Source organism: Paraburkholderia lycopersici, from assembly GCF_900096975.1.
Classification (GTDB): Bacteria; Pseudomonadota; Gammaproteobacteria; order Burkholderiales; family Burkholderiaceae; genus Paraburkholderia; species Paraburkholderia lycopersici.
Genome location: NZ_FMYQ01000030.1, coordinates 26,219 through 50,036, shown reverse-complemented (window position 1 = coordinate 50,036; position 23,818 = coordinate 26,219). Strand labels below are relative to the sequence as shown.

Here is a 23,818-nt window from a genome sequence, read left to right as displayed (position 1 = left end):
CCTGGGGGCAATTTGGCGCGGGTCGCGCATCGGGTAACATGCAGGGAATCGATAGCTATTTGTAAGGAAAGGCCTTCATGCACGAGGGAATCGGCTTCATTCAGGATCTGGCAGTCGTGATGGCGCTCGCGGGCGTCGTCACCGTGCTGTTTCATCGCCTGAAGCAGCCGGTCGTGCTCGGCTATATCGCGGCGGGCGTGATCATCGGGCCGTACACGCCGCCGTTCCAGCTTATCCACGACGAGCAGACCATCCAGACCATGGGCGAACTCGGCGTGGTATTCCTGATGTTTTCGCTCGGCCTCGAGTTCAGCTTGCGCAAGCTCTTCCAGGTGGGCGCGACCGCCATCGTCGCGGCGCTCTCGGAAATCGTGCTGATGCTGTGGCTCGGCTACGAAATCGGCCGCGCGTTCGGCTGGGCCACGATGGATTCGCTGTTTCTCGGCGCGATCCTCGCCATTTCCTCGACCACGATCATCGTCAAGGCGCTCTCCGATCTCGGCGTGAAACGCGAGCCGTTCGCGCAGCTCGTGTTCGGCATCCTGATCGTCGAGGACATTCTCGGCATCGCGATGCTCGTGCTGCTCGGCGGCATGGCGCAGACGGGCGAGCTTTCGCCGGGCCTCGCGCTCGTCACGCTCGGCAAGCTGCTGCTCTTCATGCTGGTTTCCCTGCTCGCGGGCATTCTGGTCGTGCCGCGCGTGCTGGGCTACGTCGCGCGCGTGGGCAGCGACGAGATGCTGCTCGTTTCCGTGCTGGGCTTTTGTTTCGGCTTCTGCCTGCTCGTCGTGAAGCTCGACTATTCGATCGCGCTCGGCGCGTTCCTGATCGGCGCGATCATGGCCGAGTCGCGCCATCTGCGTCGCATCGAGCACTTGGTGGCGCCGCTGCGCGACGCGTTCTCGGCCATCTTCTTCGTGACGATCGGCCTCATGCTCAACCCGCTCGTGCTGGTCGATTACGCGTGGCCGATCGCCGTGATCTCGATCGCCGTGGTGCTCGGCAAGCTCGTGTCGTGCGGTCTCGGCACCTTTCTCGCGGGCCGTGACGGACGCACCGCCATGCGCGTGGGCATGACCGTCTCGCAGATCGGCGAGTTCTCGTTCATCATCGCCTCGCTCGGCCTCACGCTGAAGGTGACGAGCAGCTTTCTCTATCCGATCGCGGTGACCGTTTCTGCAATCACGACGCTCACCACCCCGTATCTCATCCGCATCGCCGATCCGCTCTCGCGGCGCCTCGCGCGCGCCATGCCGCCCGCCGTCTCGAACGTGTTCGGCATGTACAGCCGATGGCTGAGCTGCCTCGTGCCGCGCTCCGAAGGACCGACGCTCTTTGCGCTCACGAAGCGCATCGTCGTGCAGATCGCCGTGAATCTCGCGCTTGTCTCGGCGATCTTCATCGGCGTTTCGTATGGCGCGCGCTACGCGGCGCCGCTGCTCGCGCACTGGATCGGCGACGAGCGCATCCAGCGCGTCGTGCTGTGGAGCGCCGCGCTTGTGCTCGCCATGCCGTTTCTCGTGGCGGTGTGGCGCAAGACGCAGTCGCTCGCGCTCCTGCTCGCCGAGGTGAGCGTGCAGCCCGAGAAGGCGGGGCGCTTCACGCGCGCGATCCGTCATGTGATTGCGGAGCTGGTGCCCGTGGTCTCGATGTTCGGCGTGTTCCTGCTCGTGGCCGCGCTGTCGGGGACGATCCTGCCGCCCACGGGTTTCCTCGTCGGCGTGCTCGTGTGCGCGGCGGCGCTCACCATGCTGCTGTGGCGCTGGTGCGTGAAGATCCACGCGTCGATGCAGATTGCGTTGCGAGAGACCTTCGACGAACGGCCCGATGCTTGAGCCGATGGGCGCAGCCATGTTCGTGCGCCGGAGCGGCCGGGAGTGTGACCGGATGTGAGCAATTGTGTGCGGGGGTGGCGGCGGCGTGCGGTGCGACGGATAATCGAAGCCTGTTCATTCGTTCGCGCGCCGCGCGCTTGACCCCACGTCATGAGCGAAAACAAATCAGACCATCCCGAGGTCCCTGACGGCGCAAGCCGTCCCGCCGATGCGGATCCTGCCGGCACAGCCGCCTCCTCGACTCCTTCCGCTGCCGGTCCTGTCGGCACCCCTCCTGGTTCTTCTCCCGCATCGACTTTTGCTTCGCCCTCCGAAAAAGCCGCGCAACGCGCTTCGACGGATGCGCCCGAGAGTGCCTCTACGGTCACCCCTGCGGTCACCCCTGCGGTCACGCCGGGAGCCGGGGAGCCCGCAGCGCCGACACCGGACGAACGGCCGGAGCACGCGCCGGCCGCCGCGGAGGCGCCGCGCATCCCGATCGGCGAGACTGGCGAGGCCGGCAAGTCCGCGCCCGCGCCGACCGCGCAGACCGGGCCCGCGGATGCCGGCGAGGCGCCGGCGTCCGCCGTGCCGCCGCCGCGTCGAGGCGCGGCGCCCGCCGGGTTCGGCCAGGCGCCCGACTTCTCGGCGCACAATCCGCCGCCGCCGGGTGCGATTCCGCCCGAACCGCCGCGCTACCTGCGCCCGAGCGATTCCGCGTGGGCGGTGTTCGGCCGCATCATCGCGGCGCGCGCGCGCCAGCTCTTCGACCGTGCCGGTCAACGCATCACGCAACGTACGCTGCGCATCGGCGTTTCCGCGCGGATCTTCCACCCCGAGCCGGGCGCGCAGGGGCTGCGCGGCAAGACCCTGCAATACCTCGAGGAGTCGATCGCCCATTGGGTGATGTCGCGCGACGTCATCGTGTTCATGATCCCGACGGTCGGCCACCAGGGCATGCTGCATCCGAGCAATATCCGCCTGCGCGATTACGCGAAGCATCTCGACGGCCTGCTGCTGCAGGGCGGCGCCGACGTCTCGCCGCAGACCTATGCGGAAATTTCGCCGCGCCCCGAATGGCCGGGCGACCGCGTGCGCGACATGTACGAACTCGAACTGCTCCACGAGTTCGTCGAGTCGGGCAAGCCGGTGCTGGGCGTATGCCGCGGTTGCCAGCTCATCAATGTGGCATTCGGCGGCACGCTTTATCAGGACATCGCCACGGACGTACCCACGGCCGGCGTTCATGTGAGCGAGCATTACGACCAGCATCGCCATTCGATTACGTTCCCGGAAGGATCGACGTTCTCGAGCATGTTCCCGGGGCGGCGCGAAGCCATCGTCAACTCGATACACCACCAGGCGGTGAAAAGCCTCGGCCGCGACCTGACCGTCGAAGCCGTGTCGGGGAGCGATGGGCTTATCGAGGCGGTGCGCTACCGGCGCGCGCCGTTTGTCGTGGGGGTGCAGTGGCATCCCGAGTTCCATCGCGCGGGCGGCCCTGAACTGCTCGACTGCACGCCGTTGCTCGATACCTTCCTGCGCTCGGCGCGCGAAACGCGCTTTTGAGCGCAACCCCCGGTTGTTCCGGCCGCGCGCAGCCCACGCGCGGCCTTTCTATTCCCGTTGCTTCGGCCGGAGTCCTGCATACTCGGCCGCTCTTCCGCTTTGGACCGGAGTGGAGTGCGTTCTGCACAAGATTCGATCTCGTCTTCCGATTCGTCGCTTTCCAAAACTAAAGCGCGTATTTTGGGATTTTCACGCGGCGCTGATGGTGGATTACCGGGAATCTCGCATGGAACGGGCAGCTATGAAGCATGCAATCGCGTTGTGTCGTCTGCTGCTTTGCGCCGAGGCCTTCATGCCATTACCGCAGGGCGCGATGGCGTGGGCCGACGTGCCCGCCGACGCTGCGAGCACGGCCGCCATGTCCGGCGCGGCCGGAGTCCGCGCGCCGCTGGCGGTTAGCCGTCGCCCGGCGGCTCGGCGCCGCAGCCGGCCGGTTCTCTGCCGCCCGTGAGCGAACCCGGGGAGCAGGCCGGCGGCGGTGCTACTCAAGGCGACGTTGCCATGCTGATGCAACTGATTCACGACTCGCTGCTCGTCGAACTGCGTATGACCTATAACGCGAGTTACGGCGCGAGCCCTTTCTTCTACCCGCAGAGATGATGTATTCCGTCGTGCTGTTTCAGGACGCAGGACGAGGCATGTTCCGAGGCGATTTGCGCCGACTTCATGTGGCAAAACGGGCAACTCGCCCATGCCGAAATACGACGCACGCGGCTTGAGGCGCAGAAAACGTTCATCGAACACGTGATTGCATTGTTCGACGCGCGCGTTTGCCGGCTGCAGGCCGATCTCGATATAGCGTGTCCGCAACAGGCCCGGATTGACGATGACCAGCGACAGGCGCAGGGCGACGCGACAGCGCTCGGCGAGCAGAAGGTCCATGCACAGGCGCAATTGCGCGGGGTGCAGCGGCAGGTGGACGCGCTCCAGCGCGCAACGGAGGTGGGTCTGCCTGGGCCGCCGCATTGAGCAGTAGGGGCGGCGGGGGTGGCGCATCGCCCGCGCTTGCGAAACGAAAAAGCGCGGCATTTGCCGGGCTTTTTGCTTTCTGGCAGAACGGCGCGTTACTTCGTGAACCGTTCCGGCACCTCGGTGATGCGACGTTGCGAAACGTGGTTGACCCAGTCGGTGCTGTCCGCCGGTATGGCTGGCCGGTTGAACGTGGGCGCTGGCGCGTATGTCTTCGCATAAGAAAAGATGGAGGCGTATTCGTCGGCTCCGATTGCGCCCGTTTGCCGGGGCGAATAGCCGCGTGTCTCTGAATAGCCGCCATGCGAGCGAGGCACCGTGACTCGCGACGCGTCGCGAGACGGCGCGAACTCCTGCGCGTCGTGCCGCGTGCTCGCACTGCGTTCCGCGACGCGTTGACCCGCGCCGCGGTTGACTGCGCTTTCGCCGGCGCGCATTTCGCGCTGGACGAGCCTCGCGGGCAATCCGGCTTTCGGCTCCATGCGTACGCCCAAATGGGGCTGTGCGCGCACGGGATCGTTCGTTTGCGTCCACGAGCGCTCATCGATGGCTGGCGTTGCGGGAATCCGCGCAGGAGACGGAGCCGTTGCCTGATCCGGCTTGTTCGCCGGACGCGAGGCGCTGGCTTCTGCGGACCTCGTACCCGCCGTGCCTGGCAGAGCGGGTGCGGGCGGGGGTTCGCTCGCCTCGGCAGCGGCAGGTTGCTGGGCGGTGCCTGTCATGTCTATCGCGGTGTCGTGCGGCGTGTGGCTCGCGACGATCCATGCAAGCAGAGCCGCACCGCCAATTGCGACCGCGCCGCCTGCGAGCTTGCGGCGCTCGAACGCCGGGGCGCCATAAGACGACATGGCGGGCATGCCTGCTTCAGCGGTCCGGGAGGCCGGCGAGCCGCCGGTGTTCTCGGGCTCAAACACGGCTGCGGCAACGGGCGTGCGAGGCTGTGGCGCGGGGGAGTGGTTGCGGTCCCAGCGAGCCGCTGCGCGAAACGCTTCGGCGCTCAGGCACACGGTCCGCAGGATGGCCGCGTAGAGCGCGTGCAGCTCAGCGCGCAGGCTGGCATGCGCGGGCGTTAGCGTCCACTCCCGGCCGAACGATACGGGCAGACGGACAAGCGGGCGGATGTGCGGCAAAGCGAGCGCACCCTCGATCTGAACGAACGGAAATGTCGACATCGGTATCTCGCAGGCCCGACACGCGGAAGGTGCCGGGTGGCAATGTCATCTGCGGCGCGCGGATGGGCTGCTGGTGGCGCGCCGGGTGAAAATGAAGACGTGCCGGGCATAGTGACGGTTGTCATTCCGTCGTTCTATCGGAGATCTCTTAAAAGGCTGCTGCCTTTGCTCTGCATCGCGCACTGTCGCGTCTCGGAGCGCTGCGACGCACACATGCATCAGACGCCGTCGAGCCGGTAGACGTAGCGCAGTGCCGTGATGTCGATGCCGCCCATGCGGTCGGGCTCCGAGCCCGAGTAGGTCCAGCCCTGGCGCTCGTAGAACGCGATCGCGGGCGTGTTGCCGTCGAGCACGTACAGATAGAGCTGCGCTTCGCCTTGGGCGCGCGCCCAGTCCTGCGCCGCGCGCATGAGGCGCTTGCCGACGCCGATACCCTGGTGCGCGGGCAGCGCATGGAGATTGTCGAGCAGCACGCCCCAAGGCGACCCGGGCTGGCGTTCGACGCAGACGAACCCCGCGGCGACACCCGATTCGAGCTCGGCGATCAGCACGAGACGGCGTTCGCTGCCTGGCGCTTCCATGCGCGCGCGCCAGTAGGCGGCGCGTTCGGCGCCGACCTCGCGCTCGAGGAACGCGGCGGGCAGCAGCGCCGGATAAGTGGCCTGCCAGCTCGCGGCATGCATGGCGGCGAGCAATGGGGCATCGGCCACGGTGGCCGGGCGCAGCGTGAGGTCGGGGGTTTGGGGCATGCGGATGGATGGCGTACGGCTGCCTGGATCAGGGCGCGCGTCGGGGGCCGCGCGCCGAGCCCTACCGCGTCCTATTGTGCCGCATCCGGCAGGCGTTCGCGGTGGGTTCGTCCAATCTGAAAGAGATGTGAATGGATTCTGGAAATAAAGTGAAAGAAACTGGGCGATCGGCGATTTTTGCTGGCAACTTTTAAGGAAATGCCCGAATATCCGACACCATCCACGCACCGCATAATAATTGCCCGCGCGGGCGCGCACGCGCGCTGCCCGCTTCTCGCAGACCCTTGTCTTTTACTTTCCCGCGAGCCGCCGCGGCTTCCCGGGCAGGCTTTACCGAGAATGTCATGTCTACCGCGTCCCACGCATCTCCCAGAGAATCCAGATTCCGGACCGTTTTCCGCGTCGTCAGCGGCAACTTTCTGGAAATGTACGATTTCATGGTCTATGGCTATTACGCTTCGGCGATCGCCCGGACCTATTTCCCGAGCGACAGCGCCTTCGCTTCCCTGATGCTGGCGCTGTCCGTGTTCGGCGCGGGCTTTCTCGTGCGGCCGCTCGGCGCCATCGTTCTCGGCGCGTATATCGACCATCACGGCCGCCGCAAGGGCCTCATGCTCACGCTCGGGCTGATGGCGTTCGGCACGCTCGCGGTGGCGGTCGTCCCGGGCTATGCGACGATCGGCATACTCGCGCCAGCTCTCGTGCTGCTCGGACGTCTCCTGCAGGGTTTTTCGGCGGGCGTGGAACTGGGCGGCGTCTCGGTTTATCTCTCCGAGATCGCGACCAAGGGCAACAAGGGCTTCTATGTCTCGTGGCAATCGGGTAGCCAGCAGGTCGCCGTCGTGTTCGCCGCGTTGCTCGGCGTGCTGCTGCATCGCCTGTTGCCCGTCGAGCATATGACGGCGTGGGGCTGGCGCGTGCCGTTCCTCATCGGCTGCCTGATCGTGCCGTTCCTCTTCATGATCCGGCGCTCGCTGCAGGAAACCGAGGAGTTCGCGAAGAAGAAGCATCGTCCGTCGATGGGCGAGATCATGGCCTCGATGGTGCAGAACTGGGGCGTCGTGATCGCCGGCATGGGCATGGTCATCATGACCACCGTCTCGTTCTACATGATCACCGCCTACACGCCGACCTTCGGCAAGGAGGTGCTCAAGATGAACGAACTCGACACGCTGATCGTGACCGTCTGCATCGGCTTGTCGAATCTGTTCTGGCTACCGGTATCGGGTGCGGTGTCGGATCGCGTCGGCCGTCGCCCGGTGCTGCTCGTCTTCACCGTGCTCACGATCCTCACCGCCTACCCGGCCGTGCAGTGGCTCGTGGGAGAGCCGTCTTTTGGCCGCCTGTTGTCGGTCGAGCTGTGGCTCTCGTTCCTCTACGGCTGCTACAACGGCGCGATGGTCGTGGCGCTCACCGAGGTCATGCCCGCCGACGTACGCACCGCCGGCTTTTCGCTCGCCTACAGCCTCGCGACGACGATCGGCGGCTTCACGCCGGCGATCTCGACGTACCTCATCCACGTGAGCGGCAACAAGGCCGCGCCGGGTGCGTGGATGGGCGTGGCGGGCGTGTGCGGTCTCATCGCGACGCTCGTGCTCTATCGCACGCCCGAAGCGCGCAACCAGTACAAGACGGCTTGATCGATCGATTCCGCTCTCGCAGCGGAACCAATGAAAACGGGGCGCTCGGGCGCCCCGTTTTCGTTGGGTGGCGTCTTGCGGATTTCGCTCACGCGTCGCGCAATTCCCGCGCGACCGTCTCGATGACTTCCGCCCATGCATGCGGCCGCGGCTGGCGCACGAGCCGCGCGCGCGGGTACCAGGGGCTCTCGTCGGTGCCCGTGAACCAGCGCCAATCCGCAGCGAACGGCAGCATGAGCCAGAGCTTCGCGCCCAGCGCGCCCGCGAGGTGGGCGATCGACGTGTCGATCGACACCACGCTGTCCAGACGTTCGATTACCGCGGCGGTGTCCGCGAAGTCTTGAAGCTTGTTTCCCAGTCGATGGATCGAGCGCGCCCGCGGATGCGCGTCGAGCGCCGCGTGCTCCGCGTCGCTCAGGTCGGGCTGCAGCACGATCCAGTCGATGCCGTCGAGTGCGAAGAGCGGGTCGAGCATGGCGAGCGCAATCGCGCGGTTCTCGTGCTTCTGGATGCGGCCCGACCACGCGAGCCCGATCTTGCGCCGCGCCTGGCCGCCCAGAGAGCCGCGCCATTTGCGCCGGTAGGCGGCGCTCGCATTGAGGTAGGGCGTGCGCGCGGGCAGCGTGTCCGGGGTCGCGCCGAGCGCGAGCGGTAGCGAAAGGAGCGGACAGCGCAGGTCGGCGGCGGGGCGCGGCGCGCCTTGCTCGACGAGCGTGATGCGCCAGGCCTCGGCTGCGGGTGCAATGAGCGGCACGAGCGCGCGCTGCACTTCGAGCACGATGCGCGCGTTGCCATGCTGCGCCGCCGCCGCGATGAGCGGCACGAAGCGCACGAACTGGAGCGTGTCGCCAAAGCCCTGCTCGGCTTCGATGACGAGGGTGCGGGCGTTCAGCGGCTCGCCGTGCCAGCGCGGCAGCGCGCTGGCCGCCAGGCCCGGCGCGGCGGGCGTCAGGGCTGCCGCGTAGCCCGCGCCGAGCGGCGTGTTGGCGTGCGCCTGCTCGCGGGCGGCCGGATCGAGGCGCCATTCGTACTCGGGCAGTCCACGCCGGAAATCGCCGAGCGTGAGCCATGCGAGCGCGCGATTCAGATGCGCGGCGGCGAGATCGGGCCGCACGCGCAGCGCTTCGTCAAAGGCGCGCAATGCGGCCGCATGACGGCCGAGCGCGTGATGTGCCGCGCCGAGCGCAAGCCATGCGAGCGCGAATTTGGGATCGAAGCCGATCGCGCGCTCATAAGGCCCGACGGCCTCGTCGTGACGGCCGAGCGCCGCGAGCGCGTTGCCGAGTCCGAAGAGGGCGGGCACGAAGCGCGGCTGCAGCGCAAGCGCGGCTTCGAAGGCGGTCGCGGCCTCGTGATGATGGCCGGTCGCATCGAGCGTGTTCGCGAGATTGAAGTGCGCGGCCACGAAGCGCGGCTGCGCGCGCAGCGCCTGCCGGAACTGCTCGAGCGCGCCCGCGCTGTCGCCGAGCGCGTTGAGCGACATGCCGAGATTGTTGTGCGCGCCTGCGTGGCCGGGACGGATCTTGAGCGCGCGGCGAAACGAGTCGGCCGCTTCGCCGTGGCGGCCGAGCGCGTGCAGCGCGTTGCCGAGATTGTTGTGCGACGAGGCGTCGCCGGGTTGCAGGCGCACGGCGTGGCTGAACGCGTACATCGCGTCTTCGTGGCGACCGATGGCCGCGTAGGCGTTGCCGAGGTTGTAGTGCGCGAGCGCGAAAGCGGGGGCGAGCGTGAGCGCGTTGCGAAAGCGCTCGATCGCGCCGTCGAGCTCGCCGAGCGCCTTCAGGGCATTGCCGAGATTCAGCTGGAGCGCGGCGTCGTCGGGGCGCAAGGCGACCGCGCGGCGCACGAGGTCCGCGGCTTCCGCGTGCTGGCCCTGCTGATGGCGCAGCACGCCGAGCAGATGCAGCGCATCGACGTGCACGGGATCGGCGGCGAGCGTCGCGCGGTAGCCGCGCTCGGCGTCGTCCAGCCGGCCGTCGCGATGTGCGGCATACGCGCGGACAAAAAACTGTTCCATGACTGAAGAAGCAAACCGATCGGGACGCAAAGCCGGCATTTTCCCACACTCGCGGACCCGTTCCCCGAGTTGACGGGAATCCGTTGCTCAATTAACATTTGAACACCTATTCACTTGTTTGGTTCATATTCATGACTCCCGTTTCCGACGACGAGCGCGTGGTGCCGCTCGCTGACCTCTTTCGCCTGCTCGGCGACGCCACGCGCCTGCGCATCGTGCTGGCGTGCGTGCAGGAGCGCCTTGCCGTGGGGGCGATTGCCGATGCGCTCGGATTGTCGCCGTCGCTCGTGAGCCACCATTTGCGGCTCCTGCGTGCGGCGCGCATCGTGCGTGCGGAGCGCGAGGGCAAGCAGGTGTTCTATGCCGCCGCCGATTCGCATATCAGCGCGATGCTCGCCGGCATGCTGGAGCACGTGGCCGAGCCCTCGACGCAATGGCAGGAGGGCGCATGACGGCTGCCAACCGCGAACGCGCCGAGGAGCGCGAGGACGAGCACGCGCCCGTGTGGTTCGACGAGACGGGTGGCCCGGGGCCGGCGCGCGCGCAGGATCAGGGCGAAACCACCGCGCAGGCCCATCGTCGTCATGACGACGATGGGCATCACGGGCACGACCACGAAGGCGTCCACGCATCGCACGGGCATGACCACGGTCACGATGACGACCACGGCCATGGTCATGCGCACGGTCATCACCATCATCACGCGCCGGTCGCGGGGCATGGCCGCGCGTTTGCGATCGCCGTCGCGCTGAACGTCGTCATCGTGGTCGTCCAGACGGTTTATGGGATGCTGGCCCATTCCACCGCGCTGCTCGCCGACGCCGGCCACAACCTCTCCGACGTGCTCGGCCTGCTGCTCGCCTGGGGCGCCGCATGGCTCGCGACGCGCCGCCCGTCCGCGCGTTTCACGTTCGGGTTCGGCAGCTCGTCGATTCTCGCCTCGCTTGCCAACGCCGCGCTGCTGCTGCTCGCCTGCGGCGCCATCCTTGCGCAGGCGTTCGAGCGCCTGCTCCACCCCGCGCCGGTCGCGGGCCTCGACGTGTTCATCGTCGCGACCGTCGGCATGGTGGTCAACGGTTTTTCGGCATGGCTCTTCATGCGCGGGCAAAAGGACGATCTGAACATTCGCGGCGCATTCCTGCACATGGCCGCCGACGCGGGCGTGTCCGCCGCCGTGGCCGTGAGCGGCCTGCTGATCCTCGCGACCGGCTGGAGCTGGCTCGATCCGCTCATGTCCATCGCGGTCGTGCTCGTGATCGTGTACGGCACGTGGGGCTTGCTGCGCGAGTCGGTGCGTCTTGCGCTCGCCGCCGTGCCCGAGAGCGTCGACATCGTGCGCGTGCGGGGCTTCCTGGCGGAACAGGAAGGCGTGGTCGACGTGCACGACCTCCACGTGTGGGCGCTTTCGACCACGGGCTGCGCGCTTACCGCGCACCTCGTGATGCCGGCGGGCCACCCCGGCGACGCCGCGCTCGATCGCGTCGTCGAGTCGCTCAGCGCGCGCTTCGGCATGCGCCATGTGACGCTGCAGGTGGACCTCGGCACGAGCGAGCATCGCTGCGCGCTCGACGTGCCGGGCGGCGCGCATCGACAAGCGCCGGCGCCCACGCATCCGCACGCCCACTGAAGCGCGCCGTTTCGCGTCGCCGTTTGCCTGGCGATTCAGGCAGCATTTGATGCGCTGCCGCGCGACCGGTCGAGGCGCGGGCGATACACTACGTAACGTATCGAGCGCATGGAGGTCTGCATGGCCGTGGCTTCTTCTCTTGCGCCCGTGCTCATCGTGGGCGCGGGCCCCACCGGGCTCGCCGCCGCGATGAGTCTCGCGCGCGCGCATATTCCCGTCCGGCTGATCGATCGCGCGCCGCAGCCGGGGCGTCACTCGCGGGCGATCGGCATTCAGGCGCGCACGCTCGAACTGTTCGAGCAGCATCGCATTGTCGAGCCGTTTCTCGAACTCGGCCACCGCTCGCATATCGCGAATCTCTACTCGAACGGCCAGCGCCGGGCGCGCCTCGACTTCGACCCGCTCCTCACGCGCTATCCCTATCTGCTTTTCATCGACCAGACCGTCACCGAACGCATTCTCACGGGGCATCTCGCCGCGTTGGGCGTCGAAATCGAGCGCGGCTGCGAACTGCTCGAATACACGCAGGGCTCGGCCGGCGCGAGCGCCGAAGTGCGCCGCCCCGATGGCCGCGTCGAGTCGCTGCGCTGCGCATACGTGATCGCCGCCGACGGTGCGCACAGCACCGTGCGCCACCGCCTCGACATGAAGTTCGACGGCGAGACGATGGCGCAGTCGTTCCTGCTCGCGGACCTGAGCGCGAGCACGCCCTGGTCCGACGACGAGTTTCATATCTTCGCTTCAGGCGAGGGCTTCGCCGCGCTCTTTCCGTTCGGCCAGGGCCGTTACCGCCTGATCGCCGATCACAAGGCGATGCTGCCCGCCGCGCCCGAAGGCACGACTCCCGTGCCCACGCTCGACGAGTGCCGTGACATCATCGTGCAGCGCGTCCATCATCCCGTCTCCGTGTCGGACATGAGCTGGGCGTCCTACTTCAGCGTGAACAGCCGCATGGTGCGGCAACTGCGCGTCGAGCGCACCTTCTTCGCCGGCGACGCCGCCCACGTCCACAGCCCCGCTGGCGCGCAGGGCATGAACACGGGCATTCAGGAGGCCTTCAATCTGGGCTGGAAGATTGCGCGCGTGCATGCGGGCGGCGCGCCGGAGCGCCTGCTCGATACCTATCATGCCGAACGCTATCCCATCGAGCGCCTCGTGCTGCAGCAAACCAGCTTCATGACGCAACTGGTCGAAGCCGATCATGGGCCGCTCAAGTTGCTGCGCGAACGTGTGATGCCGGCGCTCGTTGCGCTCGGGCCGCTGCGCGATGCGGCGCGCCAGGCGGTGAGCGAGCTGTCGATCCAGTACCGCCGCAGCCCGCTTTCGCTCGAACGGGTGCTCGACGGCGGCCCGCGCGCGGGAGAGCGCGCGCCCGATGCGCTCGTGCGCGTGGTGGATGGGCCACTGGGCAAGGCGCCCGACAAAGGGCGCATTTTCGACCTTCACGATCCGGCGTGCTTCTCGCTGTTCCTGCTCGTGGAAGACGACGTCGCCGCGACGAAAAACGGCGCGGACGCGAACGCCACGCTCAAGCATTTTGCCGAAGTCGTGGAGCGGTTGTTCCCCCAGGCGTTGCGGGTGTGGTGGATCGCCAGCCTCGCCGACGGCGAGACGCCGCTGGCGGGCGAGGGCGCGCCCTCGCTGGACGAATCGTATGGACGCACGCGTCCCGCGTTCTATCTCGTGCGTCCTGACGGGTACATCGGAGCGCGCGGCCGCCCCGCGTCGGATCTCAATGCGCTGCTGCGCCACTGCGAAACGTGGTATGCGGCCCCGGGCTTCGCCCAGGCGCCGCAGGGCTGAGCCGCCTGGACCGGCGCGGCGCCGTTCGCGTGCGCGACTCGCGTCAGGATGCCGCCGGCGCCAACGCTTCGCGATGCTTCGTCAGTGACGCGAGCACGATCTCGGAGAAGCCCGCTTGCGCGCCTTCGCCGTCGAGCGCCGCGAGCAGCGTGCGGCGCATGCGCGGCTCCCAGAATCTGCGGATGTGCTCCGCGATGCCCGTAAGCGCCTCTTCGCGATCGGGCAGCGAGTCGAAGAACATGCCGATCTGGTTCGCCATTTCGATCAGGTGATCTGCTTTCATCGCTTTATTTCCCTGAAGTGATGAGCGGTTCGCGCTGGCGGTGGAGGTCGAGTTGCGTCGCGTTGAAGCGGGAGTACTCGCGCTGCCATTCCGAAGGCTGCTGCACGTGGCTGACCTGCACGGCCGTCACCTTGTATTCGGGGCAGTTGGTGGCCCAGTCGGACGATTCCGTCGTAATCACGTTCGCGCCCGACTCGGGGAAGTGGAACGTCGTGTAGACGACGCCCGGCTGCATGCGCCTGCTGACCTTCGCGCGCAGCACCGTATGCCCCGCGCGCGACTCGATGCCGACCCAGTCGCCGTCGCGGATGCCGCGATCTTCGGCATCCACCGGATGAATCTCGAGGCGGTCTTCTTCGTGCCAGCGCGAGTTCTCGGTGCGGCGCGTTTGCGCGCCCACGTTGTACTGCGAGAGGATGCGGCCTGTCGTGAGCAACAGCGGGAAACGCCGCGTGACCTTCTCCGGCGAAGCGATGAACTTCGTGATGACGAACCTGCCCTGGCCGCGCACGAATGCGTCGACGTGCATGATCGGCGTGCCGTCGGGCGCCGCGTCGTTGCACGGCCACTGGATGCTGCCCAGCTCGTCGAGGCGCGCGTACGAGACGCCATGGAAGGTGGGCGTGAGGCGCGCGATCTCGTCCATGATCTGCGACGGGTGCGTGTAATCCATCTCGTAGCCAAGCGCGCGCGCGAGCAGGATCGTCACTTCCCAGTCGGCGTAACCGGCGATGGGCGGCATGACCTTGCGCACGCGCGAGATGCGGCGCTCGGCGTTGGTGAAGGTGCCGTCCTTTTCGAGGAACGACGAACCCGGCAGCAGCACGTGCGCGTACTTCGCCGTTTCGTTCAGGAAGATGTCCTGCACGACGATGCATTCCATCGACGAGAGCGCCGCCGCCACGTGCTGCGTGTTCGGATCGGACTGGACGATGTCCTCGCCCTGGCAGTAGAGGCCCATGAAGCTGCCGTCGAGCGCCGCCCCGAACATGTTCGGAATGCGCAGGCCCGGCTCGCTTTGCAGCGCGACGTTCCAGGCGTCCTCGAAGAGACTGCGCGTGGCGGCGTCGCCGACGTGACGGTAGCCCGGGAGTTCGTGCGGGAACGAGCCCATGTCGCACGAACCCTGCACGTTGTTCTGGCCGCGCAGCGGATTGACGCCCACGCCTTCGCGCCCGATGTTGCCCGTGGCCATGGCGAGGTTCGCGATGCCCATCACCATGGTCGAGCCCTGCGCGTGCTCGGTCACGCCGAGGCCGTAGTAGATCGCCGAGTTGCCTTGCCGCGCGTAAAGACGCGCGGCGGCGCGCACTTGTTCGGCCGGCACGCCGGTGATCTCCGCCATGGCTTCGGGCGAGTTCTCCGGCAGCGCGACGAAATCGCGCCATTGCCCGAACGCGCGCGCTTCGCAGCGCTCGGCCACGAACGCTTCGTTCACGAGCCCTTCGGTGACGATCACGTGCGCGAGCGCGTTGACCATCGCGACGTTGGTGCCGGGGCGCAATTGCAGGTGTTGTTCGGCCTTCACGTGCGCGGTATCGACGATGTCGATGCGGCGCGGATCGACGACGATCAGCTTCGCGCCCTCGCGCACGCGCCGCTTCAGGCGCGAGCCGAACACGGGGTGGCCGTCGGTGGGATTCGCGCCGATCACCATGACGACGTCGGCGTGATCGATCGAGGCAAAGGTCTGCGTGCCCGCCGATTCGCCGAGCGTCGTCTTCAGGCCGTAGCCGGTGGGCGAGTGGCACACGCGCGCACAGGTATCGACGTTGTTGTTGCCGAACGCGGCGCGCACGAGCTTCTGCACGAGATAAGTCTCCTCGTTCGTGCAGCGCGACGACGTGATGCCGCCGATCGAATCGCGTCCGTACTTCGCCTGGATGCGGCGGAACTCGCTCGCGGCGTAGCCGATCGCCTCTTCCCAGCTCACTTCGCGCCACGGATCGGTGATCTTCGCGCGGATCATCGGCTTCCGGATGCGGTCCTTGTGCGTGGCGTAGCCCCAAGCGAAGCGGCCCTTCACGCAGGCGTGGCCTTCGTTCGCCTGGCCGTTCTTGTGCGGCACCATGCGCACGACTTCGTTGCCCTTCATCTCGGCCTTGAACGAGCAGCCCACGCCGCAGTACGCGCAGGTCGTCACGACCGAGTGTTCGGCCTGGCCCAGCATCACAACGCTTTTTTCCTGCAGCGTGGCGGTGGGGCACGCGGCCACGCACGCGCCGCACGACACGCATTCCGAGTCCATGAACGGCTCGCTCGCGCCCGCGGCCACGCGCGATTCGAAGCCGCGCCCCGCGATGGTCAGCGCGAACGTGCCTTGCGTTTCCTCGCAGGCGCGCACGCAGCGGTTGCAGACGATGCACTTCGACGGATCGTAGGTGAAGTACGGATTCGATTCGTCCTTCTTGTTGTCGAGATGATTCGCGCCGTCGAAGCCGTAGCGCACTTCGCGCAGACCCGTCACGCCGGCCATGTCCTGCAGTTCGCAGTCGCCGTTGGCGGGGCAGGTGAGGCAGTCGAGCGGGTGATCGGAGATGTACAGCTCCATCACGTTGCGGCGCAGCTTCTGCAGGCGGTCGGTTTGCGTGCGCACTTTCATGCCCGCTTCGACGGGCGTCGTGCACGAAGCGGGATAACCGCGCCGCCCTTCGATCTCGACGAGGCACAGACGGCACGAGCCGAACGGTTCGAGCGAATCGGTGGCGCACAGTTTGGGCACGTTGATGCCGGCCTCGATCGAGGCGCGCATGACCGAAGTGCCTGCGGGCACGGTGACGGAGCGGCCGTCGATGTCGAGCGTGACGTCGACGTCGGCGTGGCGCAGCGGCGTGCCGTAGTCGGTGTCGTCGAATGGCGAGCGCTGCTTCGTCGCCTGGGACTTGCAGGCGCAATGGCCGGAACCGCAGCCGCCGGCCTGGGACATGAGCGTGTCGGACATGGGGGTTCCTCGTTCAGGCGGTCGCCGCGGGCTGCGCAGCGGGTTCGAGACCGAAATCTTCAGGGAAATGGTTGAGCGCGGACATCACGGGATAGGGCGTCATGCCGCCCATCGCGCAGAGCGAGCCGGACACCATCGTGTCGCAGAGGTCGCGCAGCAGCGTGACCTGCTTTTCCGAGGTGTCGCCGTTGCGGATCTTCGCGATGACCTCGACGCCGCGCGTCGAACCGATGCGGCAGGGCGTGCATTTGCCGCACGATTCGAGCGTGCAGAATTCCATTGCGTACTGGGCGAGTTCGGCGAGATTCGAGGTGTCGTCGTGGACGACGAGTCCGCCGTGGCCCACTACCGCGCCGACCGCCGCATATGCTTCGTAGTCCATGGGAATGTCCCACTGGCTCTCGGGCAGATAGGTGCCGAGCGGGCCGCCCACCTGCACGGCGCGCGCCGGACGGCCGCTGGCGGTGCCGCCGCCGTAGTCGAACATCAGCTCGCGCAGCGTCACGCCGAACGCCAGCTCGACGAGCCCGCCGCGCGCGATGTTGCCCGCGAGCTGGAACGGCAGCGTGCCGCGCGAGCGGCCCATGCCGAAGTCCTTGTAGAACGCCGCGCCCTTCGCGAAGATGACCGGCACGGTGGCGAGCGTGATGACGTTGTTGATGACCGTGGGCTTGCCGTACAGGCCCGCGAGCGCGGGCAGCGGCGGCTTCGCGCGCACGATGCCGCGCTTGCCTTCGAGCGATTCGAGCAGCGCCGTTTCCTCGCCGCACACGTAGGCGCCCGCGCCCCTGGCGACGAACAGGTCGAAGCGCTTGCCGCTGCCCAGAACGTCGTCGCCGAGCCAGCCCGCTGCGCGCGCGCGGCGGATGGCTTCTTCGAGCGCGGCGATCGAATGCGGATACTCGCTGCGCACGTAGATATGGCCGACTGTCGCGCCTACGGCGATGCCCGCGATCATCATCCCCTCGATCAGCACGTACGGATCGCTTTCCATCACGAGACGGTCGGAGAACGTGCCCGAGTCGCCTTCGTCGGCGTTGCAGACGATGTATTTCTGGTCGGCCTGCGCGTTCGCGACCGTGCGCCACTTGATCCCGGCCGGGAACGCCGCGCCGCCGCGGCCGCGCAGGCCCGATTCGATCAGCGCCTCGCAGAGGCGCTCGCCCGTCGTCTGCAGCGCGTTGCGCAAGCCTTCGAGGCCGCCGTGGGCGACGTAGTCGCTGGTGGAAAGCGGATCGGTCACGCCGATGCGCGCGAACGTGAGGCGCTGCTGCCTGCGCAGATACGGAATCTGCTCGACGAGGCCCACGCCGCGCGCGTGCTGCCCGCCATGCAGGAAGCCGGCGTCGAAGAGGGCGCTCACGTCCTCGGGTTCGACGTTCGCGTAGCCGACGCGGCCCTCGGGCGTTTCCACCTCGACGAGCGGTTCGAGATAGAGCAGCCCGCGCGAGCCGTTGCGCACGAGTTCGATGCTCGCGCCGCGCGCGGCGGCTTCGCGTTCGATGGCTTCGGCGATGGCGTCGGCGCCGAGCGCAAGGGCCGACGAGTCGCGGGGAACGTAAACGCGCGTCATGCGGCCTCCTCGGCGCGGGCAACGGCAGCGACGGCGGTCATGGCGGCGTCGAGCAGCGCGTCGAACTTCTGCGGAGTCACTTTTGCATGCAGCGTGCCGTTAATCATCATGGCGGGCGAGAGCGCGCATTGACCGAGACAGTAGACCGATTCCAGCGCGACCGGGCCCGCATGTTCGTGCGCGTGCCCGCCGTCGTGTCCGTGCTGCCCGAAACGGCAGCCGGTATGCGCCTCGACATGCTGCGCGAGCGCCTCGCTGCCCATGCTGCGGCACGCCTCGGCGCGGCATAGCTGCACCGTGACCTGCGCGGGTGGCGCCGTGCGGAAGTGGTGATAGTAGGTGATGACGCCGTGTACCTCCGCGCGCGAGAGGTTCAACGCCTTCGCGAGCGACACGACGGTTTCGGGCGGCACGAAGCCGGTTTCGTCCTGGATGGCGTGCAGGATTGCGAGCAGCGTGCGGCCGGGTTGCACGTGACGCCGGACGAGATCGTCGTGCGCGCTCATCGTTGTCTCTTCCATAGTGGGGCTTCTCCTGGGCATATATGCACTTGTTATTCATAAAGTGTGCATCTATGCTCCGGTTGTCTTGTTGTCTGAACGAACAATAGGCTCGTGCAAAGGCGGACGCAATAGGAAGGGTGACTTCATAATGATCAAGGTCGAGTGTCAGGCTCAGCTCGTTGTGCGCGACGCGGATGGCCGCGAGGCAAGCCTGACGGACGTTGTGCCGCTGCTCGCGTTCGTCGCGGAAGAAGGCAGCATTGCGCAGGCCGCGCAGCGTAAGGGTTTGTCCTATCGCCATGCATGGGGCGTATTGCGCGAAGTGGAGGAGCGCCTAGGCGGCGCGCTAATCGCGAAGGCGCGTGGCCGCGGCTCCGTGCTCTCCGAGCTGGGCGAGGCCGTGCTGCGCTCGCAGCGTTTGTGCGCGGAGCGGCTGCAGGGCAATCTCGAGGCCCTGGCGAGCGAAGTGGCGAGCGATCTGAACCGCTGGCTCGCGCCGGCGGCGCAGGATCTGCGCATCCACGCCTCGCACGGGTATGCGGTGGCGGCGCTCGTGACGGCGCTCGTCACCGATCAGGTGCCGGTGGAGATCAAGTATCGCGACAGCGTCGACGCGATCACGGCGCTCGCGCGCGGCGAATGCGATCTCGCGGGATTTCACTTGCCGCGCGCGGACTTTCGCGCTGCGTGCGCGAATGCCTATCGCCGCTGGCTAGACCCGCAGCGGCATGTGCTGATTCATCTCACGCAACGCAAGCAAGGGCTTTTCGTCGGGCGCGGCAACCCGAAACAGATCACTGGTCTCGCCGATCTCGCGCGCGGCGATATCCGGTTCGTGAACCGTCAGCCGGGCTCGGGCACCCGCATGCTGATCGACCAGTTGCTTACCCGGATCGGCGTCGATCCGGAGCGCGTGAACGGTTACGCGTCATCGGAACTGACGCATTCGGCAATCGCGGCGTTCGTGGCGAGCGGCATGGCCGACGTCGGCTTCGGTGTGGAGCCCGCTGCGCACCATTTCGGGCTGGATTTCATCGAAATCGCCGACGAAGACTATTATTTCGCGTGCGATCGCGCGCATCTGCCGCATGAGCCGCTTGCCACCGTACTCGGGTTGCTGCGCGGCGCGAGCTTTCGCGCGTCGGTGGCGCAACTGGAAGGGTACGATCCGGCCGCCTGCGGCGACGTGGTGGAACTCGATGCCGCATTGGGGTGACCCGGGTCGGGGCGAGGCATGGGCGCTGTCGCTGTAATAGAAGGCAATGCATAGGTCGGGCGATGCTGCAGACCGGGGCGCTTTTTGTGATACTTTCGGTTGGTATTCGCCCTTACGTTTCATATGCGCGCCCGGCGCGCCGACCGATCATGAATTTTGTCTTCAAAGCTGGTGTTGCGGCCGCCACGGCTGCGGCGTTGTTTGCTACGTTCAATCTCGCCTTTGCGCAGAACTCTCCGGGTGTTCCCGGCGGCATCCTCAGCGATCAATTCAAGTTTAACGAGCATCCGCAGATGCAGTTCGCCGCTTCCGCGCCCTCGGGCAAGTATCAGCACGGCAAGCCGACTGCCGCACGCAAGCGCGGCGACATGGGCGACCCGAATGGCTGCAATCTGCAGTGCCCGCAGGGCAACTAATGGCTTCTGGAGACGGCGGGTAGCTTTCGCCGCCAGCAAGGCAAGAACTCGCGAAGCTCGAACGGTTTTCGCGAGTTTTTTTGTGTGCGCTCCGTGGGGGGAACCGGCGTCGGAACAGGAAAAAAGAAAAGCCCCGGCCGCCTTGTGGCGCCGGGGCTTTCGGCCCGTTCGTCGTCGACGTTCGGGGGATGTCTGGTGGAGCCGGCGGGAATCGAACCCGCGTCCAGAAGCAGTCCATAACCAGTTCTACATGCGTAGTTCTGTCATTTGATTTAACCGCAGCGACGCGGACGAACACGCTGCGCTACGGCGATTCACTGGATTTTCGACCTTGGCGTCGTGACGCCACCAAGGCTTAACTGACGTAAATGACCTCTGGCGGTATTGCTACCGGTCTTGCGACGCTAGCCCGTCAGTGAGCCAGGCAGAGGACGGCGGCCCTTAGGCTGCCAGTGCGAACGTATCGTCGTTTGCAGTTACGTTTTTCCCATTGATTAACGAGGTGACGGGTCCTCGGCATGCCCTGATTACTTCATAACCCCTGTCGAAACCAGGTCGGCCCCAGGAGAATGGCAATTATCCCATAGTTCGCCATATGAGGTGAATCGCGCCCGGTTCAAGGGCGTGCGCTCGCCCCTCGCGCGAAAGCTGCTCAGTCGCGCTTGCCGACGTGCTGGAGCAGGGCGAAGAGCGTCGCGGTGGTGTCGGCCAGATATTGGGCGTTCCAGCTGGCGGGCGGCACGTCGTTGCCGCAGTAGCCGTACGCGGCGGCGATCGTCGCCATGCCGGCCGCTGCACCCGCCTGCACGTCGCGCAGATCGTCGCCGACATACACCACGCGCAGCGGCGCGATGCCGAGCACTTCGGCCGCGTGCAGCAACGGCGCGGGATGCGGCTTGGAGTAGGGCGTCGTGTCGCCGCTCACTACACAGCTCGCGCGCGTGTCCAGATGCATGAGTTTCACGAGCGGTTCGGTCAGACGCGCGACCTTGTTGGTCACGATGCCCCAGCGCACGCTGCGGGCATCGAGGTCGTCGAGCACCGCGTCGATGCCTGCGAAGAGCGCCGTCTCGACACGCAGATTCGCCTCGTAGTTGGCCAGGAACTCTTCGCGCATGGCGGCAAATTCGTGATCGTCGGGGCCAATCCCGAATGCGCCGCCAATCAGGCCGCGTGCGCCCGCCGACGCAAGCGGACGCAGTTTCTCGATGGGCGCCGGCGCGAGGCCGCGCGCGTGACGCATCTGGTTGACGGCGGCGGCGAGGTCGGGGGCCGTATCGGCAAGGGTGCCGTCGAAGTCGAACAAGACGGCGTCGCAGGCGGCAAGTGCCGCGCCGCTGTCCGCGGCAGAATGAGCGTTCGTGGATGAGTTCATGTCGGACAGGAAATGGTGCGGCGCGCCGGCGTGCGGAGCATGCCGCCGCCGGGCAGCGAGCTCGCGCGGCGGTGGATGCGCCGCGCGCCGTTCAGGCGTCGCGCCGGCAGGCGATCATGTAGTTGACGCTGGAATCGTTCGAAAGCGCGAAATGCCGCGTGAGCGGGTGATACGTAATGCCCTTGATATCGGCGACGCGCAGGCCTGCGTCGCGCGCGAACGCGGCAAGCTCCGAAGGACGAATGAAGCGTGCGTAGTCGTGCGTGCCTTTGGGCAGCATCTGCGCGATGTACTCCGCGCCGATCACGGCAAGAAGATACGACTTCACGTTGCGATTGAGCGTCGAAAAGAACACCCAGCCGCCCGGTTTCACGAGCGTTGCGCAAGCTTTCACCACCTCGGCCGGCTGCGGCACGTGCTCGAGCATTTCCATGCAGGTCACCGCGTCGAACGACGCCGGCTCGCGCGCGGCAATCGCTTCGGCGGCGATCAGCTCGTAGTCCACCGTCACGCCGCTTTCGAGACTATGGAGGTCGGCCACGCCGAGCGCCTCGCTCGACAGGTCGATGCCCTTCACGTTCGCGCCGAGTCCCGCCATCGATTCGGAAAGGATGCCGCCACCGCAACCGATGTCGAGCACGCGTTTGGACGGTAGGTGCGCATGGCTGTCTATCCAGCTCAGGCGAACAGGATTGAGTTCGTGCAGCGGCTTGAATTCGGCGTTCGGGTCCCACCAGCGATGAGCGAGATCGCTGAATTTCTGCAGCTCGTGGGGATCGGCATTCGTCATGTCGTGGCAGCCTGAAGCGCGGTGCGGGTCGGAAAGGATAAACCCCGAGTATATAGGCGGGGGTACGGGGCGGCAAAATACCGCGCCGCGACGCAAACCTTCCAAAACGACAAATACCGCGCGTGAAAACAGGCGAAATGAAAGAGGGGATTCGGGATAAAAAAAGCCCCGCCGAAGCGGGGCTTTGAGACTTGTGGTCGCAGCTCGCGATTACTGCTTTTGCGTGCCGACGACTTCGACTTCCACGCGACGGTCCGGTGCGAGGCAGGCGATGAGAGCCTTGCGGTTCTTCTGGTTGCAGCCCGTCGTAACCGGGTTGCGCTTGCCCTTGCCTTCCGTGTAGATACGCTCTGCCGGAACGCCCTTGCTGACCAGATACGACTTGACGGCTTGCGCACGGCGCAGCGACAGACGGTCGTTGTAGGCAACCGAGCCGATGCGGTCGGTGTAGCCCGTCGCGACGACGACTTCGAGGTTCAGAGCCTGGATCTTGCTTGCCAGATCGTCCAGCTTTTCCTTGCCAGCCGGCTTCAGGATAGCCTTGTCGAAGTCGAACAGGGCATCAGCCTGGTACGTGATCTTCTGGCTGGTGATGGCCGGCGGCGGCGGAGCGACCGGCGGCTGCGGTGCCTGGGCGACCAGGGCGCCATCGCACTTCGCGTTGGCGGTGGCCGGCGTCCAGAACGCATCGCGCCAGCAAAGCTCGTTCGTGCCGTTCATCCACACGTATTCGCCGGTACCATTCACCCAGTTGTCATTGACGGCTTGTCGCGACGCCGGCACCGATTGTGCCTGAGCGGATGCAGCCACAACTGCGGTAGCTGCAATGAACGCGAGCTTTGAAAGTTTATTCATATTTCTCCTCTCGAAATTGAGATTACCGCAGGTTTACTGCGAGCCATATGACGAAGACAAGTCATACATTGCTCGAAGTATAACATTGGCACGTTGTGGGGAACGTTTTGCGTTGTGTAGACTTCGAGCCGTGTCTAACTTTGTGCGTTGGCATTTTGCCATATCGTTCCCTTCCAACGATAAAAAAATCCGCCCCTTTCATCGGGGATCGGCGAATGTGGTACACCCGCAACAAAAAGTTCCCTGAATTTTACCTGGTAGTGCGCCTGGTAGCGAGAGCATTCCCCATTGTCATCCAAATCCGCCGCGATGCATCTGATTCCGGGTCGCACTGCGGCGTTTGCGCCACGCTCAGCGCGTTTTTGGGCGCTTCGGCGTCATCCCTCTAATAGGTATACGTAGACGGCGGGCGGGGGTGTCGTGCGTGGTAGAATCGCGTGATGCGCTGCGTCCGCGGCGTCCATGCGACAGCTGGGCCTTTGGCGGTGCCGTTCGCGCCCCTGCTT

The 23,818-nt window shown here is 66.4% G+C and carries 20 protein-coding genes and 1 other RNA gene; 10 read left to right on the top strand and 11 right to left on the bottom strand.

The features are described from left to right. Nucleotides 1-77: 77 nt before the first annotated feature. From BLU17_RS26115 to BLU17_RS34630, 4 genes are all read left to right on the top strand, one after another. Nucleotides 78-1,835, top strand: coding sequence for a cation:proton antiporter (locus BLU17_RS26115; protein ID WP_092003483.1), 1,758 nt, complete (start codon nucleotides 78-80; stop codon nucleotides 1,833-1,835). A gap of 150 nt (nucleotides 1,836-1,985) precedes the next feature. Further along, nucleotides 1,986-3,383, top strand: a complete 1,398-nt coding sequence (locus BLU17_RS26110; RefSeq protein ID WP_092003481.1) for a gamma-glutamyl-gamma-aminobutyrate hydrolase family protein — start codon at nucleotides 1,986-1,988, stop codon at nucleotides 3,381-3,383. Nucleotides 3,384-3,884: 501 nt separating this feature from the next. Further along, entirely contained in the window at nucleotides 3,885-3,983 is a 99-nt protein-coding gene (locus tag BLU17_RS34635; RefSeq protein WP_092003474.1) for a DUF2968 domain-containing protein, read from the top strand. A gap of 66 nt (nucleotides 3,984-4,049) precedes the next feature. Continuing rightward, nucleotides 4,050-4,352: a DUF2968 domain-containing protein gene (locus tag BLU17_RS34630; protein WP_425434142.1), complete on the top strand. Its 303-nt coding sequence runs from the start codon at nucleotides 4,050-4,052 to the stop codon at nucleotides 4,350-4,352. Nucleotides 4,353-4,447: 95 nt separating this feature from the next. Here BLU17_RS34630 and BLU17_RS26090 read toward each other — a convergent pair whose 3' ends face one another. Both BLU17_RS26090 and BLU17_RS26085 read right to left on the bottom strand, forming a co-directional pair. Beyond that, nucleotides 4,448-5,524: a hypothetical protein gene (locus tag BLU17_RS26090; protein ID WP_092003468.1), complete on the bottom strand. Its 1,077-nt coding sequence runs from the start codon at nucleotides 5,522-5,524 to the stop codon at nucleotides 4,448-4,450. A 218-nt stretch (nucleotides 5,525-5,742) separates the two neighbouring features. Further along, nucleotides 5,743-6,273 (bottom strand): GNAT family N-acetyltransferase, encoded by a 531-nt coding sequence (locus BLU17_RS26085; RefSeq protein ID WP_092003465.1) that lies wholly within the window; start codon nucleotides 6,271-6,273, stop codon nucleotides 5,743-5,745. 344 nt (nucleotides 6,274-6,617) lie between these two features. Here BLU17_RS26085 and tcuC point away from each other — a divergent pair, with 344 nt between their 5' ends. Beyond that, nucleotides 6,618-7,913 (top strand): MFS transporter, encoded by a 1,296-nt coding sequence (tcuC, locus tag BLU17_RS26080; protein WP_092003459.1) that lies wholly within the window; start codon nucleotides 6,618-6,620, stop codon nucleotides 7,911-7,913. 88 nt (nucleotides 7,914-8,001) lie between these two features. On the opposite strand, the gene BLU17_RS26075 is transcribed toward tcuC, so the two are convergent. Then, the gene (locus tag BLU17_RS26075) at nucleotides 8,002-9,930 is read right to left on the bottom strand and encodes a tetratricopeptide repeat protein (RefSeq protein WP_092003456.1); all 1,929 of its coding nucleotides are present in this window, start codon (nucleotides 9,928-9,930) and stop codon (nucleotides 8,002-8,004) included. Nucleotides 9,931-10,061: 131 nt separating this feature from the next. On the opposite strand from BLU17_RS26075, the gene BLU17_RS26070 reads away from it, so the two are divergent. The 3 genes from BLU17_RS26070 (at nucleotide 10,062) to BLU17_RS26060 (ending at nucleotide 13,360) form a co-directional block, all read left to right on the top strand. Then, complete coding sequence (locus BLU17_RS26070; RefSeq protein WP_092003453.1) at nucleotides 10,062-10,382, top strand: ArsR/SmtB family transcription factor; 321 nt, start codon at nucleotides 10,062-10,064, stop codon at nucleotides 10,380-10,382. Beyond that, complete coding sequence (locus BLU17_RS26065; protein ID WP_092003450.1) at nucleotides 10,379-11,557, top strand: cation diffusion facilitator family transporter; 1,179 nt, start codon at nucleotides 10,379-10,381, stop codon at nucleotides 11,555-11,557. The genes BLU17_RS26070 and BLU17_RS26065 overlap by 4 nt, the downstream gene beginning before the upstream one ends. Before the next feature lie 120 nt (nucleotides 11,558-11,677). Then, the gene (locus BLU17_RS26060; protein ID WP_092003447.1) at nucleotides 11,678-13,360 is read left to right on the top strand and encodes an FAD-dependent monooxygenase; all 1,683 of its coding nucleotides are present in this window, start codon (nucleotides 11,678-11,680) and stop codon (nucleotides 13,358-13,360) included. Nucleotides 13,361-13,403: 43 nt separating this feature from the next. Here BLU17_RS26060 and BLU17_RS26055 read toward each other — a convergent pair whose 3' ends face one another. Genes BLU17_RS26055 through BLU17_RS26040 form a run of 4 tightly spaced genes read right to left on the bottom strand, consistent with a single transcriptional unit; the run spans nucleotide 13,404 to nucleotide 18,678 of the window. Further along, nucleotides 13,404-13,643, bottom strand: a complete 240-nt coding sequence (locus BLU17_RS26055; RefSeq protein ID WP_092003444.1) for a formate dehydrogenase subunit delta — start codon at nucleotides 13,641-13,643, stop codon at nucleotides 13,404-13,406. Nucleotides 13,644-13,647: 4 nt separating this feature from the next. Beyond that, nucleotides 13,648-16,584 carry a formate dehydrogenase subunit alpha gene (fdhF, locus tag BLU17_RS26050; protein WP_092003440.1) on the bottom strand — a complete coding sequence of 979 codons (2,937 nt, stop codon included), beginning with the start codon at nucleotides 16,582-16,584 and terminating at the stop codon, nucleotides 13,648-13,650. Nucleotides 16,585-16,597: 13 nt separating this feature from the next. Further along, nucleotides 16,598-18,157 carry a formate dehydrogenase beta subunit gene (locus BLU17_RS26045; protein WP_092003437.1) on the bottom strand — a complete coding sequence of 520 codons (1,560 nt, stop codon included), beginning with the start codon at nucleotides 18,155-18,157 and terminating at the stop codon, nucleotides 16,598-16,600. Further along, nucleotides 18,154-18,678 (bottom strand): NAD(P)H-dependent oxidoreductase subunit E, encoded by a 525-nt coding sequence (locus tag BLU17_RS26040; RefSeq protein ID WP_092003435.1) that lies wholly within the window; start codon nucleotides 18,676-18,678, stop codon nucleotides 18,154-18,156. The genes BLU17_RS26045 and BLU17_RS26040 overlap by 4 nt, the downstream gene beginning before the upstream one ends. A 130-nt stretch (nucleotides 18,679-18,808) precedes the next feature. Here BLU17_RS26040 and BLU17_RS26035 point away from each other — a divergent pair, with 130 nt between their 5' ends. Together BLU17_RS26035 and BLU17_RS26030 are read left to right on the top strand one after the other, a co-directional pair. After that, a complete protein-coding gene (locus tag BLU17_RS26035; protein WP_092003432.1) occupies nucleotides 18,809-19,876 on the top strand; it encodes a substrate-binding domain-containing protein in 1,068 nt (355 codons plus the stop codon). 149 nt (nucleotides 19,877-20,025) lie between these two features. Beyond that, a complete protein-coding gene (locus BLU17_RS26030; protein WP_092003627.1) occupies nucleotides 20,026-20,292 on the top strand; it encodes a hypothetical protein in 267 nt (88 codons plus the stop codon). Between the two features lie 193 nt (nucleotides 20,293-20,485). Here the strand turns inward: BLU17_RS26030 and ssrA are convergent. The 4 genes from ssrA to ompA all read right to left on the bottom strand — a co-directional run bounded on the left by ssrA (nucleotide 20,486) and on the right by ompA (nucleotide 23,312). Continuing rightward, nucleotides 20,486-20,855, bottom strand: a transfer-messenger RNA (tmRNA) gene (ssrA, locus tag BLU17_RS26025). Nucleotides 20,856-20,944: 89 nt separating this feature from the next. Beyond that, nucleotides 20,945-21,667: an HAD-IA family hydrolase gene (locus BLU17_RS26020; protein WP_092003429.1), complete on the bottom strand. Its 723-nt coding sequence runs from the start codon at nucleotides 21,665-21,667 to the stop codon at nucleotides 20,945-20,947. A 91-nt stretch (nucleotides 21,668-21,758) separates the two neighbouring features. Next, entirely contained in the window at nucleotides 21,759-22,457 is a 699-nt protein-coding gene (ubiG, locus tag BLU17_RS26015) for a bifunctional 2-polyprenyl-6-hydroxyphenol methylase/3-demethylubiquinol 3-O-methyltransferase UbiG (protein WP_092003426.1), read from the bottom strand. 210 nt (nucleotides 22,458-22,667) lie between these two features. Continuing rightward, a complete protein-coding gene (gene ompA, locus BLU17_RS26010) occupies nucleotides 22,668-23,312 on the bottom strand; it encodes an outer membrane protein OmpA (protein ID WP_042260999.1) in 645 nt (214 codons plus the stop codon). Between the last annotated feature and the right edge of the window lie 506 nt (nucleotides 23,313-23,818).

Excerpts from the sequence above, each read along its gene's own strand:
- BLU17_RS26115 (WP_092003483.1), top strand. The coding sequence starts at position 78 with ATGCACGAGGGAATCGGCTTCATTCAGGATCTGGCAGTCGTGATGGCG.
- BLU17_RS26110 (WP_092003481.1), top strand. The coding sequence starts at position 1,986 with ATGAGCGAAAACAAATCAGACCATCCCGAGGTCCCTGACGGCGCAAGC.
- BLU17_RS34635 (WP_092003474.1), top strand. The coding sequence starts at position 3,885 with ATGCTGATGCAACTGATTCACGACTCGCTGCTCGTCGAACTGCGTATG.
- BLU17_RS34630 (WP_425434142.1), top strand. The coding sequence starts at position 4,050 with ATGTGGCAAAACGGGCAACTCGCCCATGCCGAAATACGACGCACGCGG.
- BLU17_RS26090 (WP_092003468.1), bottom strand. The coding sequence starts at position 5,524 with ATGTCGACATTTCCGTTCGTTCAGATCGAGGGTGCGCTCGCTTTGCCG.
- BLU17_RS26085 (WP_092003465.1), bottom strand. The coding sequence starts at position 6,273 with ATGCCCCAAACCCCCGACCTCACGCTGCGCCCGGCCACCGTGGCCGAT.
- tcuC (WP_092003459.1), top strand. The coding sequence starts at position 6,618 with ATGTCTACCGCGTCCCACGCATCTCCCAGAGAATCCAGATTCCGGACC.
- BLU17_RS26075 (WP_092003456.1), bottom strand. The coding sequence starts at position 9,930 with ATGGAACAGTTTTTTGTCCGCGCGTATGCCGCACATCGCGACGGCCGG.
- BLU17_RS26070 (WP_092003453.1), top strand. The coding sequence starts at position 10,062 with ATGACTCCCGTTTCCGACGACGAGCGCGTGGTGCCGCTCGCTGACCTC.
- BLU17_RS26065 (WP_092003450.1), top strand. The coding sequence starts at position 10,379 with ATGACGGCTGCCAACCGCGAACGCGCCGAGGAGCGCGAGGACGAGCAC.
- BLU17_RS26060 (WP_092003447.1), top strand. The coding sequence starts at position 11,678 with ATGGCCGTGGCTTCTTCTCTTGCGCCCGTGCTCATCGTGGGCGCGGGC.
- BLU17_RS26055 (WP_092003444.1), bottom strand. The coding sequence starts at position 13,643 with ATGAAAGCAGATCACCTGATCGAAATGGCGAACCAGATCGGCATGTTC.
- fdhF (WP_092003440.1), bottom strand. The coding sequence starts at position 16,584 with ATGTCCGACACGCTCATGTCCCAGGCCGGCGGCTGCGGTTCCGGCCAT.
- BLU17_RS26045 (WP_092003437.1), bottom strand. The coding sequence starts at position 18,157 with ATGACGCGCGTTTACGTTCCCCGCGACTCGTCGGCCCTTGCGCTCGGC.
- BLU17_RS26040 (WP_092003435.1), bottom strand. The coding sequence starts at position 18,678 with ATGGAAGAGACAACGATGAGCGCGCACGACGATCTCGTCCGGCGTCAC.
- BLU17_RS26035 (WP_092003432.1), top strand. The coding sequence starts at position 18,809 with ATGATCAAGGTCGAGTGTCAGGCTCAGCTCGTTGTGCGCGACGCGGAT.
- BLU17_RS26030 (WP_092003627.1), top strand. The coding sequence starts at position 20,026 with ATGAATTTTGTCTTCAAAGCTGGTGTTGCGGCCGCCACGGCTGCGGCG.
- BLU17_RS26020 (WP_092003429.1), bottom strand. The coding sequence starts at position 21,667 with ATGAACTCATCCACGAACGCTCATTCTGCCGCGGACAGCGGCGCGGCA.
- ubiG (WP_092003426.1), bottom strand. The coding sequence starts at position 22,457 with ATGACGAATGCCGATCCCCACGAGCTGCAGAAATTCAGCGATCTCGCT.
- ompA (WP_042260999.1), bottom strand. The coding sequence starts at position 23,312 with ATGAATAAACTTTCAAAGCTCGCGTTCATTGCAGCTACCGCAGTTGTG.